The 18,242-nt window shown below is 34.0% G+C and carries 13 protein-coding genes and 2 tRNA genes; 13 read left to right on the top strand and 2 right to left on the bottom strand.

All coding sequences use genetic code 11. The features are described from left to right. Positions 1 to 7: 7 nt before the first annotated feature. The 13 genes from P178_RS0121125 (at position 8) to P178_RS0121065 (ending at position 14,962) form a co-directional block, all read left to right on the top strand. The gene (locus P178_RS0121125; protein ID WP_027068115.1) at positions 8 to 394 is read left to right on the top strand and encodes an ExbD/TolR family protein; all 387 of its coding nucleotides are present in this window, start codon (positions 8 to 10) and stop codon (positions 392 to 394) included. Then, a complete protein-coding gene (locus P178_RS0121120) occupies positions 395 to 1,333 on the top strand; it encodes a hypothetical protein (protein WP_027068114.1) in 939 nt (312 codons plus the stop codon). Further along, the gene (locus tag P178_RS0121115; RefSeq protein WP_027068113.1) at positions 1,330 to 2,541 is read left to right on the top strand and encodes a bifunctional folylpolyglutamate synthase/dihydrofolate synthase; all 1,212 of its coding nucleotides are present in this window, start codon (positions 1,330 to 1,332) and stop codon (positions 2,539 to 2,541) included. The genes P178_RS0121120 and P178_RS0121115 overlap by 4 nt, the downstream gene beginning before the upstream one ends. Before the next feature lie 59 nt (positions 2,542 to 2,600). After that, positions 2,601 to 2,675 (top strand) — tRNA-Val (locus P178_RS0121110). A gap of 905 nt (positions 2,676 to 3,580) precedes the next feature. After that, on the top strand, positions 3,581 to 6,685 hold the full coding sequence (locus P178_RS0121105) for a SusC/RagA family TonB-linked outer membrane protein (protein ID WP_027068112.1): 3,105 nt from the start codon (positions 3,581 to 3,583) through the stop codon (positions 6,683 to 6,685). A gap of 16 nt (positions 6,686 to 6,701) precedes the next feature. After that, on the top strand, positions 6,702 to 8,144 hold the full coding sequence (locus P178_RS0121100; RefSeq protein ID WP_027068111.1) for a RagB/SusD family nutrient uptake outer membrane protein: 1,443 nt from the start codon (positions 6,702 to 6,704) through the stop codon (positions 8,142 to 8,144). Between the two features lie 21 nt (positions 8,145 to 8,165). Further along, positions 8,166 to 8,987: a PKD domain-containing protein gene (locus P178_RS22830; RefSeq protein ID WP_027068110.1), complete on the top strand. Its 822-nt coding sequence runs from the start codon at positions 8,166 to 8,168 to the stop codon at positions 8,985 to 8,987. A 163-nt stretch (positions 8,988 to 9,150) separates the two neighbouring features. After that, positions 9,151 to 10,593, top strand: coding sequence for a hypothetical protein (locus P178_RS0121090; RefSeq protein ID WP_027068109.1), 1,443 nt, complete (start codon positions 9,151 to 9,153; stop codon positions 10,591 to 10,593). A 9-nt stretch (positions 10,594 to 10,602) separates the two neighbouring features. Beyond that, positions 10,603 to 11,511 carry a polysaccharide lyase family 7 protein gene (locus P178_RS0121085; RefSeq protein WP_027068108.1) on the top strand — a complete coding sequence of 303 codons (909 nt, stop codon included), beginning with the start codon at positions 10,603 to 10,605 and terminating at the stop codon, positions 11,509 to 11,511. 12 nt (positions 11,512 to 11,523) lie between these two features. Continuing rightward, a complete protein-coding gene (locus P178_RS0121080) occupies positions 11,524 to 12,516 on the top strand; it encodes a polysaccharide lyase family 7 protein (protein WP_051638388.1) in 993 nt (330 codons plus the stop codon). 224 nt (positions 12,517 to 12,740) lie between these two features. Next, positions 12,741 to 13,448, top strand: coding sequence for a FadR/GntR family transcriptional regulator (locus tag P178_RS0121075; RefSeq protein ID WP_027068106.1), 708 nt, complete (start codon positions 12,741 to 12,743; stop codon positions 13,446 to 13,448). Between the two features lie 104 nt (positions 13,449 to 13,552). Next, positions 13,553 to 14,824, top strand: coding sequence for an Nramp family divalent metal transporter (locus tag P178_RS0121070; RefSeq protein ID WP_051638418.1), 1,272 nt, complete (start codon positions 13,553 to 13,555; stop codon positions 14,822 to 14,824). A 63-nt stretch (positions 14,825 to 14,887) separates the two neighbouring features. Continuing rightward, positions 14,888 to 14,962 (top strand) — tRNA-Val (locus tag P178_RS0121065). 19 nt (positions 14,963 to 14,981) lie between these two features. On the opposite strand, the gene P178_RS0121060 is transcribed toward P178_RS0121065, so the two are convergent. Together P178_RS0121060 and gldJ are read right to left on the bottom strand one after the other, a co-directional pair. After that, a complete protein-coding gene (locus tag P178_RS0121060; protein ID WP_027068104.1) occupies positions 14,982 to 16,259 on the bottom strand; it encodes a UDP-N-acetylmuramoyl-tripeptide--D-alanyl-D-alanine ligase in 1,278 nt (425 codons plus the stop codon). A gap of 63 nt (positions 16,260 to 16,322) precedes the next feature. Beyond that, positions 16,323 to 17,990 carry a gliding motility lipoprotein GldJ gene (gldJ, locus tag P178_RS0121055; RefSeq protein WP_027068103.1) on the bottom strand — a complete coding sequence of 556 codons (1,668 nt, stop codon included), beginning with the start codon at positions 17,988 to 17,990 and terminating at the stop codon, positions 16,323 to 16,325. Positions 17,991 to 18,242 lie beyond the last annotated feature (252 nt).

Below are 18,242 nucleotides of genomic sequence, written 5' to 3'. Positions count from 1 at the left end.
TTATACTATGAAATTAAAAGGAAGAAATAAGGTCAGTCCAGACTTTAGCATGTCTTCAATGACAGATATTGTATTCTTGTTATTGGTATTCTTTATGCTAACTGCAAATTCACCGAACGCTTTAGATTTGTTGCTTCCAAAAGCAAAAGGAAAATCAACAAATACGCAAAACGTATCGGTAAGTATCGATAAAAATCTTCAGTATTTCGTTAATGATGAACGCATTAATGGAGAGTACATAGAAATTGAATTGAAGAAAGCTTTGGCGGGACAAGATAGTCCTACCATAATTTTAAGAGCAGAAGAAAGCGTTGCTATTAAAGAAGCTGTAAATGTTATGGACATCGCTAATAGAAATAATTATAAAGTTATTTTGGCCGTACGCCCAAATTAAATGGCATTTTTAGATACCAAACATAAAAAGAAATCATTGACACTTACCACATTGTTGTTAAGTGCACTCTTATTGGTTTTATTTTATATAGGTCTAACTTATATGGACCCTCCAGAAGAAAATGGTATTTCAGTTAATTTTGGTACTATGGAATTTGGTAGTGGTAAAGTTCAGCCAAAAGAAAAAATTCAATCAGAACCTTTAGATACACCTCCCGTTGAGCCAACTAAACAAGAAGTTGCTGAGTCGATAGAGGAGCCAATAGAAGAGGTTGAGGAGGCTGCGGCGGAGAAGGAATCGCCAGCCGAAAAACTTTTGACTCAAGAAAATGAGGAAGCTGTAAAAATCAACCAGGCAAAAGAAGCTAAAAGAAAGGCTGATGAGGCTGCTGCTGACGCTAAAAGAAAAGCAGAAGCTGCAGAAAACAAGAAAAAAGCTGAGGCAGCTAAAATTGCACAGCAAAAGAAGGACGCAGAAGATAAAGCTCGCCAAGAACAAGAAGCCAAAAAGAAGGCTTTGGATGAAATGATGGGCGGACTCAATAAATCTGACGGTACGGCTTCTGGAAGTGAAGGTGATGATAATAGAACAGGAGATAAGGGGCAACCAGATGGTGATCCTTATGCAACTAGCTACTATGGTTCCCCAGGTGGCGGTAGTGGTACTGGTGGGTATGGACTTAATGGTCGTTCATTGGTAAATAAAGGTAAAGTACAGCAAGAATGTAACGAGTCAGGTAGGGTTGTTGTTAAGATTATTGTGGATAGAAACGGTAAGGTTATTAGTGCCGAACCTGGTGTTAGGGGTACTACAAATAATAATCCATGTTTGTTAGAGCCTGCTAAGAAGACCGCCTTTATGCATAAATGGAATTTAGATAGTAATGCTCCAAATCAACAAGTAGGTTTTGTTGTTGTTAACTTCAAATTAGGAGAGTGACCTATAAAGAGACTTTAGATTGGATGTTTGCTCAACTTCCAATGTATCAGAATAAAGGTAAAGTAGCCTTTAATTCTAAATTAGATGGCATCATTACATTTGCAGGTCATTTAGGTGAACCACACACTAAATTTAAAAGCATTCATGTTGCTGGAACCAATGGTAAGGGCTCTAGCAGTCATTTATTAGCATCTATTTTGCAAGAAGCAGGCTATAAGGTAGGCTTATATACTTCTCCACATTTAAAAGATTTTAGAGAGCGAATTCGCATCAACGGAAAAAAGATAAGCAAAAATTGGGTAGTTGATTTTATTACTGAAAACCAGTCTTATTTTAAAACTCATAATCTTTCTTTTTTTGAAATGACCGTTGGTATGGCATTTTCTTATTTCGCTGAAGAGTTAGTGGATATTGCCATTATAGAAGTGGGTTTGGGAGGTAGGTTAGATTCCACAAATATAATTAAGCCAGAGGTAAGTTTAATTACAAATATTGGTTTAGACCATACGGATATGTTAGGCGATACAATTCCTCTTATTGCTAAAGAGAAAGCTGGAATTATTAAAACTAACGTTCCTGTGGTTATCAGTGAGTTTAATGAAGAGACTGCACCTGTTTTTAAATCTATTGCTAATGAGCGAGGTGCTGATATTATTTTTGCGGATGAAAAGGAATACCCTGATTATAAAATTGGTCTACTTGGTTCTTACCAAAGGAAAAACGTCAAAGGGGTTTTAGCCGTTCTGAGTGTTTTAAAACATTTTAATGTAACCACGGTTAATATTGAAATAGGGCTGCAAAGAGTGGTGCAAAATACTAATTTAATGGGGCGTTGGCAGCAAATAGGAAATGAACCAACCATAATATGTGATACTGCTCACAATAAGGAAGGAATATCTCTTGTGTTAAATCAATTGAAAGAGCAAAATTTTAATGAGCTTCATATTGTATTAGGTTTTGTGAAGGATAAGGATATCAGTAAAATTATACCGTTATTTCCTAAAAATGCTCGTTATTATTTTTGTAAACCAAAAATTTTTAGAGGTTTAAACGAAAATATTTTAGCAGACCTATTTTATCAGCTAGATTTTAAAGGTAATATTTATGAGTCTGTAAATAAGGCATTTAAAGCGGCAAAAAAAGCAGCAAAAACTAATGATTTCATTTATGTAGGCGGTAGTAATTTTGTTGTCTCAGAAGTTCTTTAAAATTTTATTGATTTTTCTTTTGTGGAATGTAAAAGTATTATATATTTGCACTCCTTTTGGGGCTCTTAGCTCAGTTGGTTCAGAGCACCTGCCTTACAAGCAGGGGGTCACTGGTTCGAATCCAGTAGGGCCCACAGGTTAGAAGGCTTTCATGAAAATGAAAGCCTTTTTTTATTTTTGTATGTTATATTACATATGATTTTCTTCTCTCTAGCACCTTTTTCCAACGATGGTTTATAGTACTTTAAATTCGATATTTTTATTAATAATATCGAAGGTTTAAATCTTCCAATTTAATCATAAGTTGAAATCAGAAATTAGGTTTAAATTAATACATCTATTTCTTTAGAATCATAACTATTTCATTAAAATGGATGATATCTTTTGTCCACATACTTGAGTTTCATAACAGAATTTTAAATAAGTAAACTGTTAAAATTTATAAAATGCTAAGGATGCATTAAAATATTTGTGTAGGAATGCAGAACTTGATTTTATCGTCATGATATTCTGCATCAAACGGCTTAAAACATTAATGTTTTAAGCCGTTTTTGTTTTGTAGTTAAAATTCTTAAGATATTATCAATTGTATAAAATTTACTATTGAATTTATAGAAAATGACAATTTTAGAGGCTGTAAATCGTCAAAGTAATTTTTTTTAACAATATAATAACATATATTTGGTAAACCAGTTTGACGAACCAATTTGGTAAACCAGTTAAAATATAATTTATAGCGATCCAGTATTAACTTAAAAATGAGACATGAAGCCTTAGAAGAAATTGCATAAAAAAAGGACGGGTGCTCGCCCATCCTTTTTAATAAAAACATTACTTCATTTCGAAGGGAAGTAATACACAAACATGTAAATATTACTATAAACACATTTCCTGTAAAAATAGGGATTTTCATTGATTTAAAATGAAAATGTGTGTATTGGTAAATTAGAGATTATGATGCGAAATAAGTACTCGCATTTTAAGTAGATCAAAAAGATGGCAGATGCCAATTCAATAGAACTAACTTAATTTAACACAGATGAATTTTAAACTGAAAATTTTTATGGTTGCGATGTTGCTGGTCAACATTCAATTATTTGCACAAGATACCTACGATCTATCGGGTACCGTAACAGATGCAAACAATGTACCGATACCTGGTGCGAACATTCTTGTAGCAAACACAACAAGAGGTACTCAAAGTGATTTTGACGGAAATTTTACCATTCAAGTAGCTAGTGGTGATATAGTACGTATTTCTTATATAGGGTATAGTACTCAAAATGTAGCAATTGTTGCTCAAAAAACTGTCACTGTTACCTTAACCGAAGACGCTAGTCAACTTGATGAAGTTGTGGTAGTTGGTTATGGTACGCAAAAGAAATCTACTATAACAGGTTCTATTTCTAAAGTAACGAATGAAACATTAGATCAAATAGCTGTTTCAAGGGTAGATGATGCATTAATAGGTCAAGTATCTGGTGTAAATATTCAAGCGACCAATGCTGAAGCCGGTGGCGCTCCAACCATTACAATTAGAGGTATTGGTTCTGTAACTGCTGACTCTGGTCCTGCATTGGTAATAGATGGGGTTGTTGTAAGTTCAGACTTCCTTGGTAATCTAGATATGAATGATGTTGAATCATTTGAAGTATTAAAAGATGCGGCTTCTGCTGCAATCTATGGTAGTGAAGGTTCTAATGGGGTAATTTTAATTACTACGAAAAGCGGTAAAGCAGGCAAGACTAAATTCAGCTATCAAACTTACACGGGTATTAAAAGTGCTCATGGTAGTGATGATTATAGAAAAAGTGTAGCTGATTGGGCTGCAATTGAATTAGATGCTACGGGTACACTTTCTAATGAAACTCAATATGCTCAATTATTGGTTAAAGCCACTGGTGTTGACAGAGATTGGCAAGATGTTTTCTTCGATGGAGGAACTATTACAAGTCATTCTTTATCTGCAAGAGGTGGTAGCGAGGATACTAAATTCAGTACATCTTTAAGATATCTTCATGATGAAGGTGTTGTTATTACTGATGATTACAAATTGTTCTCAGCTAATATGAAGGTCGATTCAAAAATCGGGGAAAAAGCAAGATTTGGTATTAGAGCTACACCTTCTTATACTAAACAAAGAAGATTGCCTACATCGATACACAATCCTACACGTCAATCTCCTTGGTTACCAATATACCATACAGAAGAATCATTACAATTTATAAATAGAGATGTTTATCCAGATGTTGGGGTAGGAGATTACTTCTATGAAAATCATCTTGTTGAATTAGATGTAAACGGAGATGGAAATGATAGTAGACCTCGTACTTCTGGTGATTCTAACCCATACGCTCAGTATGTAGAAAGAGAGCATTTTGAGTACAATACCAAATTATTTGGTTCTACATATTTAAGTTATGAGCTTCTTGATGGGCTTACTGCTAAAACATCTTTAGGTGTAACTCTTGAGCAAAGAAAAAGAACTAGATATGATGGGGTATTAAATCATGCTAGTGGTAATTCAAGAGCTGCTTATTATTTAGCTAATAGATTTAGAACTAGAGTTATTTCTGATAATACATTAAATTATACTAAGACGTTTAATGATGATCACGATCTAAATTTATTATTAGGTGCTACAATCCAAAAAAGAACATCAGAAGAAAGTATAACTACTGGTAGTGGTTTTTCAAATGACTTACTTAAGAATTTTCAAGGAGCTACATTGGTAGATCTTCCTACAGAAATCAACACAGAACTTAGAAAGTTAGGTTATTTTGCTAGAGTTAATTATGCTTATAAAGGAAAGTATTTAGTAAATGCTTCATTTAGACGTGATGGTAGTTCAGTTTTTGGAATAGATTCTAAGTGGGGTAACTTCCCGGCCGTTTCTCTAGGTTGGAATGTTGCTAAGGAAAACTTCTTATTAGATAGCGACGCGGTTAATACGTTGAAATTTAGAGCTAGTTACGGTCTTACTGGAGCAGAGAATTTTAATGTAGGTGATGATATTGTAAATGCATGGCCTTACTTAGCTTTATTGCAAAATTCTAATTCAATTGATAATGGTAGTATCGCAGCAGGTGTTTCTCCATTGAATATAGCAAATACATTATTACAGTGGGAAGCTTCTAAAGAATTAACTATTGGTTTGGATTATGGGTTTTTCGGTAACGTAGTGTCTGGTTCAATTGATTACTACAAAAGAACAAGTGATGAATTGCTTTTAAATAATCCTGTTTCTTACATATCTGGATTTAATAGTGGTATAGTGAATTTAGGTGAAGTTGAAAACAGAGGTTTTGAACTTGAATTAAGAACTAGAAACGTTTCTAACGAAAAATTCTCTTGGAATTCTACAATAATAGCTTCTACCAATGCTAATGAACTTTTAAGTTTTGGTGATTCTAACAATGCCCTAATTGAGGATGATTATGGTCGAAACTCTCAATGGATTAATAGAATAGGTGAGCCTATATCTTCTTTTTGGGGTTACGTAGTTGATGAAGAAGCTTTTGATGAAACTTCTTTTAGAACAACATATGTAGATAGTCCTTGGAACAGGATCAATGGTCAGTCTGATGATACTATTGTTAAAGATTTAAATGGTGATGGTTTAATTACCGAAGAAGACAAAACTATATTAGGAAGTCCTTATCCAGATTTAGTATATAGTTTCACCAATGAGTTTAAAATTGGAGACTTTGATTTTTCTTTTATGGTTCAAGGTAGCTTAGGTGCTCAGGTTAATAATATTGGTGATCAATATTTCTACAATTGGTTTGGTAATAGAACTAGAAGTGGAGGAGAGTTAGAAGCAGTTGCTAATGGTCTTGTATCAGATGTTTCATTCATCCAAGAAAAAGTATTGACGAGTGATGTTATTGCTAGTGCAGACTACTTCTCTTTACGTAATGTAAATCTTGGCTATAACTTACCAAATGATGTAACAGATCGTATAGGTGTAGCTGGATTAAGAGTTTACGCTACAGCTCAGAATTTACTTTATATAACTGCTGATGATTATCACGGTTTTAACCCAGAACATATAGATGGTAGCAACCCAAGAGCTTATGGGTCTCAAAGAGCAGGTACGCCTATCTTTAGAACAGTAACATTCGGACTTAACGTTGATTTTTAATCTAAAAAAACAAACAATGAAACATATAAAATATATAATTTTTGCCGTAACAGTGTCCGTTTTTGTTTCCTGTGATACTGAAGAATTTTTAAATCCATTGCCTGATACTGCGGTTGCCGTAGATGGGTTCTTTCAATCTGACGATGATGTGTTGTCTGGCGTGTATGGTATTTATGATGCTCTTCAAGGAGTAAATAGTAATACTGTGTCAAATATTGGAGATGCAAATAGAGGGGTGCAGTTTGAGCATCTTCTAACAGAACACCGCACAGATAATACTAGAAATGCAACACTTGAAGGTTCAAAGGCTGATTTTCACAGGTATGTTGTAAATGCTAATAATGTTGAGTCTGAAGATTATTATGCTTCTATGTATGAAGTTATTTTTAGAGCTAACAACATCTTAGATTTTATAGATGTTGCCGATGAAAGCAACCAGGCAAGATATACTGCCGAAGCAAAATTTTTAAGAGCTTATGCTTATTTTAAATTAGTTAGAATGTTTGGTGCCGTGCCATTAGTTACTTCAGTAGTAGGTCCTACGGATAATGAATCTCTTTTTACTAGAATTCCAGAAGCACAAGTTTACGATCAAATCATAGCTGATTTGGAAGAAGCTGCTAGTGTTTTAGATAATTCTTCAAAATCAAGAGCGTCAAAAGCGGCAGCGCAAGGTATCTTGGCAAAAGTTTATTTGTCATTAGATAGTCCCGACTACACTGCTGCACAGCAATTATGTGAGTCTATTATTAATAGTTCTAATTTTGCTTTAGAAGGTAATTTTCGTGACGTTTTTTATAATGAATTGAATGACGAAATTATTTTTGCTGTTCAATATGAAACAGGAAATAGTGCTGAAAGTCAAAGTTTTTCATCAGAATTCACTTCTTCAACACGAGCTGGTTCAGAAGATGGTCAAAACATAGTCAATGAAAATTTAGTTTTAGACTTCGCTGCATATGGCGGTAATAGAACAGCTGAATCGTATGTTACTTTTGGAACATCAAACGAAGTAATTAAATTTTTGCCTGAAGGGTCTGATATCACAACTTCACCACCTTCTTATGGTTCAAGTGCCCGTGATGCTGGAAACGATTACATTGCTCTACGTTATGCAGATGTACTTTTAATGCATGTAGAAGCGATATTGGCAGGTGGTGCATCAACAACAAGCGCTGCGGCATTAGCTTCTTTCCAAGCGGTTAGGGATAGAGCAGGGTTAACAGCAACTGTTTCTACAATTACAAAAGAAGATCTTTTAGTTGAAAGAAGAGTAGAATTAGCATTTGAGAATCAGCGTTGGTTCGATTTACTTAGGTTCGGTGTTGCTGAATCTGTTTTAAGTGCTCATTCTGCAGAAATGGGATATGTATTTGATGCAAGAAAATTGTTATTGCCTATTCCTGCAAGAGAAATAAATATAAGCGGAGGTCTTTTAACACAAAACCCGGGATATTAAATTTTAAAAACTTTTTAAACTATGAAAAATAAACAAAATATTTTCCGTAAAACAACCTTGTTGCTCTTTAGTATAGTTGTTACAAGTTCTTTTGTTGGTTGTGTTGGTTCTGATACTTTTAGAGACGATTTACCAGATTCTAACTCTAAGGTAGATACTATATTTCCAGAAGCCAATTTTGATTATACTGCAGATCAAACAGATTTTACAATAATAAATTTTACAGACCTTTCTACAGAGGCTTCGTCTTATGCGTGGGGTTTTGGAGGTGGAGCTACCTCAACAGATCGCGATCCATCTTTTCAGTTTCCAGGTGAAGGAACATTCCCTGTTACCTTAGTTTCTAGCGATGGAAATGGCGAAACTTCGACTGTTACAATAAACGTTGAAGTTGTAGATGAACTAGTGGCAGCTTTTCAATGTCCAGATTTTCTATGTGATCCAAGAACACCTTGGGCAGGAGAAGATAGAGGAACAACAAGTTCTTACTCTGCAAGTTCTTCACCAACGCCACCAGAAGGAAATGGTGCTGCTAAACTAAGTAGTAGTTCAAATTTTCTTGACCAAAGTATTCGTGTGGTTGCTGGCGCAACATATGAAGTAACATTTTGGTATGTAAGTAAAACAACAGGTTCTTCTGCAGGTACACTTTTAATCGAAGATGCTGATACTGGAGATGATTTCCTCAATCAAGCTATTCCGTTAACAGACCAAGCTTCAGCATATGTGCAAACTTCATTTTCATTTACCACAGGTGATGAAACGGAGAACATGAGATTTAATATTGAATATGCAGGTACTGAATGTAGATTTTCTAAAATTAGTATCGATAGACTTAATTAACTAAAGACCTTGAAATAGTAATTTAAAAATGTGTTTGCATTTAGGTATAGCCCCATTTTTAAATTACGCATCAAGGAATCATGTATACGCTTATGCCGAGAAGACTAAGGTTTAATTACCAAAGTCATTTTAGCAGAAACTAAAAAATAAAAAATAAAATATTATGAGTTTAATAAAAAAAGGAATAAGTGCCTTGTTGTTTACTGGCCTTATTATGTCATGTGATGACGACGGGTTTGAGCCAATTGAGCCAGTTGATTCATCGGGAGGGTCTATTGAAAGTGTATTTTCAAGTTTTGATGTTTCTACCGGCGGAGATGGCACTATTGTTACAGTAAAGCCATTATCTGTTGGCGTTGATTCTTACGTAATCGATTTTGGAGATGGGAGTACTCCTGCTACTGCTCTTCAAGGAGAATCTGTAACATATGATTATCCTAATGTAGAAGCTTCGGCAGATTATACTATTACTGTAACTACAAAAGCAGCTGGTCAAAGTGATCTTACAAAAACGGAAGATATTACAGTAGAGCATACAGTACAATCTATTGATAATGCTCCTGCATCGCCAGAGTTTAAAAGATATAATTTGTTGAACATTTTTACTGATGCTAGTTCGGTTGGATCAGCAGGTACCGGTGGTAAAGCCGTGGTTTTGGAATCTGGAAATAACTTAATTGAATTTTCTAGGCTACACAGTGATACAGGAGTATTTGCATTGAGTGATGAAGTTGTTGCTGCTGATGCTTTTTATAGCGAAGTGGGTTCTAACAACATTCATTTTGATGTTTATTCTGAGTTTGCGACAGGAATTGATAAGCTGAAAATAACTTTGGTAGACAGTACTAATTCTACTAGTCATGTAGTTGATAATTTAGATTTAACAGATGGTGAATGGACGGGTATAGATTTGGATTTAGCTACAGATTTTTCATCTCCAGTTACTCAATTTAAAACTATTCTTTTTGAATTAGGAAGCACAGGTACGGCAAATGATCACGCAACTATAACTGTTGATAATATTTATATGTCAAGAATGACCGGTTCAACTATTTTAAATGGTGATTTTGAAGATGGTCAAGATTTCTGGAAATGGTCAACATTTACAGATGGGGAAACAAATCCTTTTGGTTCTAGTTCAGATGGTTCTAACCAAGATTATGATGGTGTTGATACAGGAAGCAAGACAAGAGGAGCAAAATGGTCTTCAAGTCAATCTGGTGGGGAGTTTAGAACTGCTAGTTCTAGATACGCATATCAAGAACTTAACTTGGTTCCTGGAGCTGATTATATTTTAGAGTATCAATATGCAATAAAAGATGATAGCGGCACAGATCCAATTGGCGGAAGAAGAGTTGTAGGATTAATTTTAGACGGACAATACGATGATGGAGCTGATGCAGTTGATAATATTGGTGACAACCTAGGATTTAATGAAGGGTTTGTAGCTGAAGGTAAATTTTCAGATACAACTGATGGTGCAGGTACATTAGTACAGATTCCATTTACAGCTAATTCTAGTGGTGAAATTGCCATTATGTTCTATGCTGTTACTCCAAAAGATGCGTTTGTAGATAATGTAAAAGTACGTTCAGTAAATCCATAATTTAAAAGAATGTTGAAAATCCGAAGAGAAATATTAGTATGCATAGTAATACTGTTTCTATCTGTTAACGCTATTTCTCAAAATCAGAGAAGTAGTGTTACAGAATCGGATTTAAAAATTAAAAAATCAAGAAAAAAAAAGAAGGTCAAGCTTCCAAACATTGATTTAAGTAATTGGAAAGTGACCATACCGGAAGGAAAGCGAAAAGGAGGGGCAATTAGTGTAGAACCGCCAGCAATTTTGAATTATGCCACTAATGAGACGTTGAAACCTTATATGTACAATGATTCTACAAAAGGAGCAATTACTTTTTATGCATATCCTACCTCTGCTACTACCGCTAATACAAAATACTCTAGATCAGAACTTAGGGAGCAATTGGTGCCTGGTGATGATAACGTAAACTGGACATTTAAGCAAGGAGGGACTTTAAAAGCAAAACTTTCTGTAGATGATGTTTCTCGGGATAAAAGTGGTAAATATCATAAGGTTATTATTTTACAGATACATGGTAGATTAACAAATGAACAACGAGATTTAATTGACCAAAAAGATAATAACGCGCCACCGGTATTAAAAATATACTGGCAAAATGGTAAAATAAGAGTCAAAACTAAAAAACTAAAAAATACCGAAGTAAATTCTATAGGAATATTGCATGAAGAAGCTTGGACAGATGATGAAGGATTTAATTTTGAACAGGAAGTAGGATTCAGAAAGTTTCAAATCGAAATAAAAGTAACCGATGGTAAATTGGTTGTTAGTTTAAACAAAACGGAATTTGCAATATATGATGACTTTAACATGAAGCGTTGGGGCATATTTGAGAATTACTTCAAAGCTGGAAATTATTTTCAAAGCAGGGATGAGGGATCTTTTGCTAAAGTTAGTTTTTACGAACTAGAAGTGGAACATTAATAGCGTTGGTAAATGACATTTAAAACTATATTTTTTAATTTAAAGAGGTTTGCAAGTGCCGTTATACTTGCATTTATGTTGGTTTTTGGCTTTTTGAGTTGTGATAGTTCCTCTGATATAGTTGAAGATGAAGTTGAGCAGGAGGTTAATCAACAAGAAGAAGTGGAAGAAGAAGTGGAAGAAGAAGAGGAGATTGAAGAAGAAATTATAGTAGAGGAAGAAATTGTTAAAGTTGAAGGCGAAGATTATTTCTTGCCAAATATTGATTTAAGTAATTGGAAAGTTACATTGCCAATTGGCAGTCCAGATGAAGTAGAGCCGCCAGAAATTTTAGATTATGCCACTGATGAACGATTATTTCCTTATATGTATAATGATTCTACAGATGGTTCTTTAGTATTTTATACTTCACCGGGTTCTTCAACCGCTAATTCGTCATATTCAAGAACTGAATTAAGAGAGCAAATAGTACCTGGTAGTAATAGTACAAATTGGACTTTTGCTGAGGGTGGTCGTATGAAAGGAGTATTGTCTGTTCCAGAAATTACAACGGATGTAAGTGGTGAATATCATAGAACATTAGTAATGCAAATTCACGGTAGACTAACTAATGAACAGCGAGATTTAATTGGGGAAGACGATAACAATGCCCCTCCAGTATTAAAAGTATATTGGCAGAAAGGAAAAGTTAGAGTGCTGACCAAAAAGCTCAAAAATGAAGATTCTACCAACGAAGAAATATTACATACGGATGCTTGGGAAGATAATGAAGGCTATATTTTTTCAGAAGAAATAGGGTCTAGCAAATTTACCTTAGAGATTATTGCATCCAGTGGTAGGTTAGAAGTTATTTTGAACGACACAGACTCTGTAGTTTATGAAGATATCCATATGGAAAAATGGAGTGTTTTCGAGAATTATTTTAAAGCAGGTAATTATTTACAGACCTTAGATATTGGCGCATCTGCCAAAGTTAAATATTACGAATTAGAAGTAACACATTAGTGTTAAACGATTAATATACCTAGTATAAATAAGAAAGTTGTTTGAGTTAGATTTGTTGAAATGAATTTACTGGCCTGTTATAGGTCAGTAAATTTCATAAGCATAGAAATCTAATAATTTAAAATTTGCGATGTTAAGAATAGAGTTTACTCTTGTAGTTAACGATATTAAATCTTAACTCATGTTTTTTTTGCAAACCAAGTTTCTTTTAAAGCAAGCTATATATGAAATTAGAAATCCTCACAAGGACAGAAAATCAAGAAATACATAATGAGATTATAGTACAGCTAAGAGATTTAATGAATAATAAAAATCTTGAACCTGGTGATAAACTACCGTCAGAAAGAATGCTTTCCGACAAATTTGGAGTAAGTAGAAGTAGTGTTCGAGAAGCAATTCAAAAATTAGAATTCTATGGAATTTTAATATCAAAACCTCAAAGTGGAACCTTTGTCGCAGATATAGGTCAGGTTGCTATGAACGGAATGGTCAATGATATTTTACGCTTAGAAGAACCTGATTTTAAATCATTAGTAGAAACTAGAATTCTTTTAGAACTAAAAACAGTAAGACTTGCTGCTAGAAGAAGAACTGAAAATGATCTAAAACAGTTGAAAAACGCATTGGATGCTTATCGTAAAAAAGTGGAAAACGAGGAAGATGCCGTTCAAGAAGATTTATTATTTCATTTGGCAATTGCAAAAGCAAGTGGTAATAGTACAATGAACACTTTTATGTTAATAATCACGCCTGAAATATTGACCAATTTTGAAAAGTACCATGTATGTGATAAAAATATGGCATTTAGGGGTGTTCAAGAGCATCAAGATATCTTCGATGCTATAAAAGAACAGAATCCCCAACTGGCAAAAGAAAAGATGAAAGTTCATTTTAAGAACCTATATCAATATTGCTATAATTTGAAACCTTAGCAGATTACAGAATTTATAGGTGCTAAAGTTTAACGGATGCTGTTTTTACAAAGGAGAATATAATTCTTATGTTTTCGGCAATATCCAAACCAAAAGAATACATAATGAGTAACTCGACGAGCCCTTCAATCTGGAAAAAAATAATAGCATTAGTATTGGCTTTTGGACCCGGTATTTTTGCAATTGGCTATACCATTGGTACCGGAAGTGTTACTTCTATGATTGTTGCTGGTAGTACTTATGGCATGCAGTTATTATGGGTATTATTACTAAGTTGTATTTTCTCGGGATTACTAATGTACGCTTATGGGAATTTTGCCTTGGTTACAGGTGAAACTGCTTTGTATGCATTTAAGAAGCATTTAAAATGGGGTAAGCTCATCGCAATTCTTATAATTCTAGGAATCTCTTTTGGTCAATGGAATTCGTTGATGGGTATTCTTGGTATTTCTGCTAATATTATTTATGAAATATTTTTAATTTACTTTCCATATATAGCAGACTTTAAATATGAAGCTGTATTAATAATTGCAATTACTGTCATAGCTGTATTTTATGGTTTATTGATGGTCGGTAAGTATGCCTTTTTTGAAAAAATATTGGTGATATTCGTTACTATAATGGGGCTTTCTTTTATTATTTCCCTATTTATGGTTTATCCTTTACCGATAGAAGTGGTAAAAGGTTTGGTGCCAACAATACCAAAAGTTGAAGGAGGTCAAATGATGGTTGCGGCATTTGTAGGCACAACTATGGCTGCGGCAACTTTTCTTTCTAGGCCACTATTTGTAAAAGGAAAAGGTTGGACTATAAAAAACCGTAGTCAGCAGAAAAAAGATGCAATTATTGCGGCGACTCTTGTGTTTTTTATTAGTGCATCTGTAATGGCTGTGGCGTGTGGGGCATTGTTTCATCAAGGGCAACCTGTAACTAAGGTACTAGATATGGTAAATACGTTAGAGCCTGTAGCAGGTAAATTTGCTTTGACTCTTTTCTTTTTTGGAACTTTAAGTGCAGGTTTATCTTCAATATTTCCTTGTTTACTAATTGCCCCAATTTTATTGGCAGACTATCAATCGGGAGAATTGGATACTAATTCAAAACAATTTAGAATTATTACGGCAATAGCATGTGTGTTTGCCTTGATTGTTCCTGTATATGGTGCAAATCCTATAGAAATGCAAATACTCTCGCAAGTGTTTAATGTATTTGTATTACCATTAGTGATTTTGGGTATTATACTTTTAATAAACAACAAAAAATTAATGACTAAATACAAAGCAACTATTTGGCTTAATATCGGATTATTTGCAGCATTATTCTTTTCATGCGTTATTTCTTATAATGGGGTTATGGCGCTATTCGACTATTTTTAATTTTATGCATTACTATTAAAATAGGATTAGTAGTATCTTTGTTCCCTTAATGATAATTTTAAGGGGATATTAGCTCAGTTGGTTTAGAGCGCTGCCTTGACAGGGCAGAGGTCACCGGTTCGAATCCAGTATATCCCACTCGTCTTTTAAGAATAGTTCAAATCAAATCCAATACTCTTTCTAGTGCCATTCCTCTCGAACCTTTTATAAGTATCGTGGAGTTTTCTTGAATTTGATTTTCCTTTAAATAATCTTTTAAATTATCAAAACTCTTTAATTTGGTTGCAGTGGTTTTAGTGCGATTAAAATTCTCACCTATTAAAAGTACTTGTTCAAAATTTAGTTTTTTGGTTAAATCAGCAATATTTTGATGTTCTTCTTTTGCTGTGTTTCCTAATTCGAACATATCACCAAGAATTAAAAATTTTCTGTCTTTATTCAAGGTGTAAAAGTTTTCGAGGGCTACAGTCATACTAGAGGGATTTGCATTGTAAGCATCTAGTATTATATAATGTCCATTGGTATTTAATATTTGTGATCTATTATTGTTGGGAGTGTATTTTTCAATAGCGTTTTTTACCTCACTTAAATCAACATTGAAATATTTTGCTATTATAATCGCCGCACAGCAGTTAGTAAAATTATAAGCACCAATTAAGTTGGATTTTATAATCGTATCCTCAACTTTTATAGTAACAAATGGTTGGGCTTCTACTAATTTAATGTTGTAGTACTTAGAATTTTCTGAGCTAAATCCATATTTTTTAGTGTATGTGCCAAGTTTCTCTAATTGGATTGGGTCATCAGCATTTAAGAAAATAGACTTATTATTTAAAATCAAGTAATCATACAATTCACTCTTACCTTTTTTCACTCCTTCAATTCCGCCAAAGCCTTCTAAATGAGCTTTGCCAAAATTAGTGATGTAGCCAAAATCTGGTTCTGCTATTTTACATAAGAATTCTATTTCCTTTAAGTGATTTGCACCCATTTCAACAATAGCAATTTCAGTATCTGGTTGTATTGTCAGAAGTGTTAAAGGAACACCGATATGGTTGTTTAAATTACCTTTGGTGGCTACCGTTTTGTAAGTTTTACTTAGTACAGTGTTAATTAATTCTTTAGTGGTGGTTTTACCGTTACTACCTGTTAAGCTAATAATTTTAGCACTACAGTATTTTCTATGGAAATTGGCTAATTCTTGTAAAGCTGTTAGAACATCTTTTACTAGAATTGTCCTGTCATTAAGAATATATTCTTCTTCGTCTATAATTACTAAACTTGCTCCACTGTCAAGGGCTTTCTGCGCATATAGATTGCCGTTGAAATTTTCTCCTTTGAGAGCGAAGAAAATATCATTCGTTTTAATCTTTCTAGTGTCAGTGCTAATAGAAGGGTTTGCTAAAAAAGCAGAATGTAAATCTTGAATTTTCATAAAATCGAAGATAAAAAAAAGCCCTTTAAGAAAAGGGCTTTTTTTAGTTCGTAAAGAGAAAAATTATTTAGCTTTTTTTCCTCTAACTGTTTTGTTTTTTGTTTTTGATTTTGAACCAACTCTAGACATTGCACATCTAAAGCCGATGTAATCAGTAGCCATATATTGAGGCAAGTATCTTCTTTGCGCAGGGTCTAACCAATAAGCTCTATCTCTCCAAGAGCCACCTTTGTAAACTCTAACTTCATCATTAATTAAGGTAGTTCTATTGTTTGAAGAATCATAACCTTTAACAAGATTTCCTAATGAATCTCTTTCAACCGAATGCTTAGGAGAGTTATACATTTTCTTATTTGGGTCTTCATCTTCACCATCATTAAATCTGTCATAAAATCTTGATGAACCAGAATCACCATCTCTGTAGCCTCTATTATCGCTAGAAGAGAAATTTGTTCTTAAATAAGTTTCTTCTTCATCAACAGGTACCATTTTTATTTCACCTGGTAAATTTACTGCAACTACTTTTCCGTTTGGTAAAGTATCATATACAATAGAATCTCTTAAGATGTTTACTTTTCCATCTTCGCCAATAGCGGTTTTCATGTATATATTACCTCTGTAGTAGTTAAAATCACTTACTTCGTCATCAACTATTGGTCGGTAAACATCAGCTGTCCATTCTGCAACGTTACCAGCCATATCATAAAGACCTAAGTCATTTGGCTTGTAAGACATTACTTGTGCTGTAATATCGGCACCATCGTCAGACCAACCTGCAATTCCGCCATAATCACCTTTACCTTGCTTAAAGTTAGCTAACTGATCACCTCTACCAACACGTTGTCCGTTTCTAGTGTAATCACCTTCCCAAGGATATTTTTTTCTACCTCTGTAATTGTTATATTCTCTTTGACCAACTTGAGCCTGAGCAGCATACTCCCATTCAGTCTCTGTAGGTAGTCTGTATTCTGGCATAATAATACCACTACTTCTTTTTGCGAAAGCGGACGTACTATCCTTTTTCATTTTTCCTTGTAGAGAATCAATTTGTCCATTATAAACAGATTCTGGTCTGTTTAAGTAAGCTTCGGTACTAAAAGTACCTTGTACTTCTCCTGTAGCGGCTTGATATTTTGCGTCTTCAGATAAGTAACCTTCTCTTTCTAGCATTACCTCGTTTACACGGTCTGTTCTCCATTCAGCAAATTGTGTTGCTTGAATCCAGTTTACACCTACCACTGGGTATTCTGCATATGCTGGGTGTCTAAGGTAATTGTTTGTCATTGTTTCGTTGAAGCCTAATCTATTTCTCCAAACCAAAGTATCTGGTAAAGCACCAACATAAATATTCGTGTACTTAGGATTTTCTGGAGGGTAAACACTCTTTAAATAATCAAGGTATTCCAAATACATTACATTGGTTACCTCTGTCTCATCCATGTAAAAAGATTGTACATGTTGCGATGTAGGGGTGTTGTTCCAATCGTGCATAACATCATCTTGTACTTTACCTTTGGTAAAAGTACCACCTTCAACAAATACTAATCCTGGAGCGGTTTCCTGCTCTTTAAAATCGGTATTGTATTGAAAACCACCTTCCTTGGCATTTATTTTCCAACCTGTAGCTCTAGACGTGTTTTTTGAAGATGAAGATTTAGAACAGCTACTAACTGTTAATCCTCCTACGATTACCGTGCATGAGAGTACAACTTTTATTAAATGTTTTTTCATAATTAGGACTTGAGTTCAATTTTCATATACTATAGTAGTTTGGTCGCTATAGAAATATGATACTGTAATTTCTTTTAATTTGTTTGTCACTTTCGCTCAATAGAACGGTGTTTTTATGAGAATATTTTATAATTGAAAATAATTTTAAAAATCTCAAATCGAACTGTCAATAAATTTAGGCTCGCTTAAATAGGTAAACGCTTAAAACAGCTAATTAGTATGGTTTTAAATATTTCTTTTAGAATGAATATG

The sequence above is a fragment of the Maribacter sp. Hel_I_7 genome (assembly GCF_000688315.1).
GTDB classification, from domain to species: domain Bacteria; phylum Bacteroidota; class Bacteroidia; order Flavobacteriales; family Flavobacteriaceae; genus Maribacter; species Maribacter stanieri.
This window is presented reverse-complemented; position numbering and strand designations above follow the sequence as displayed.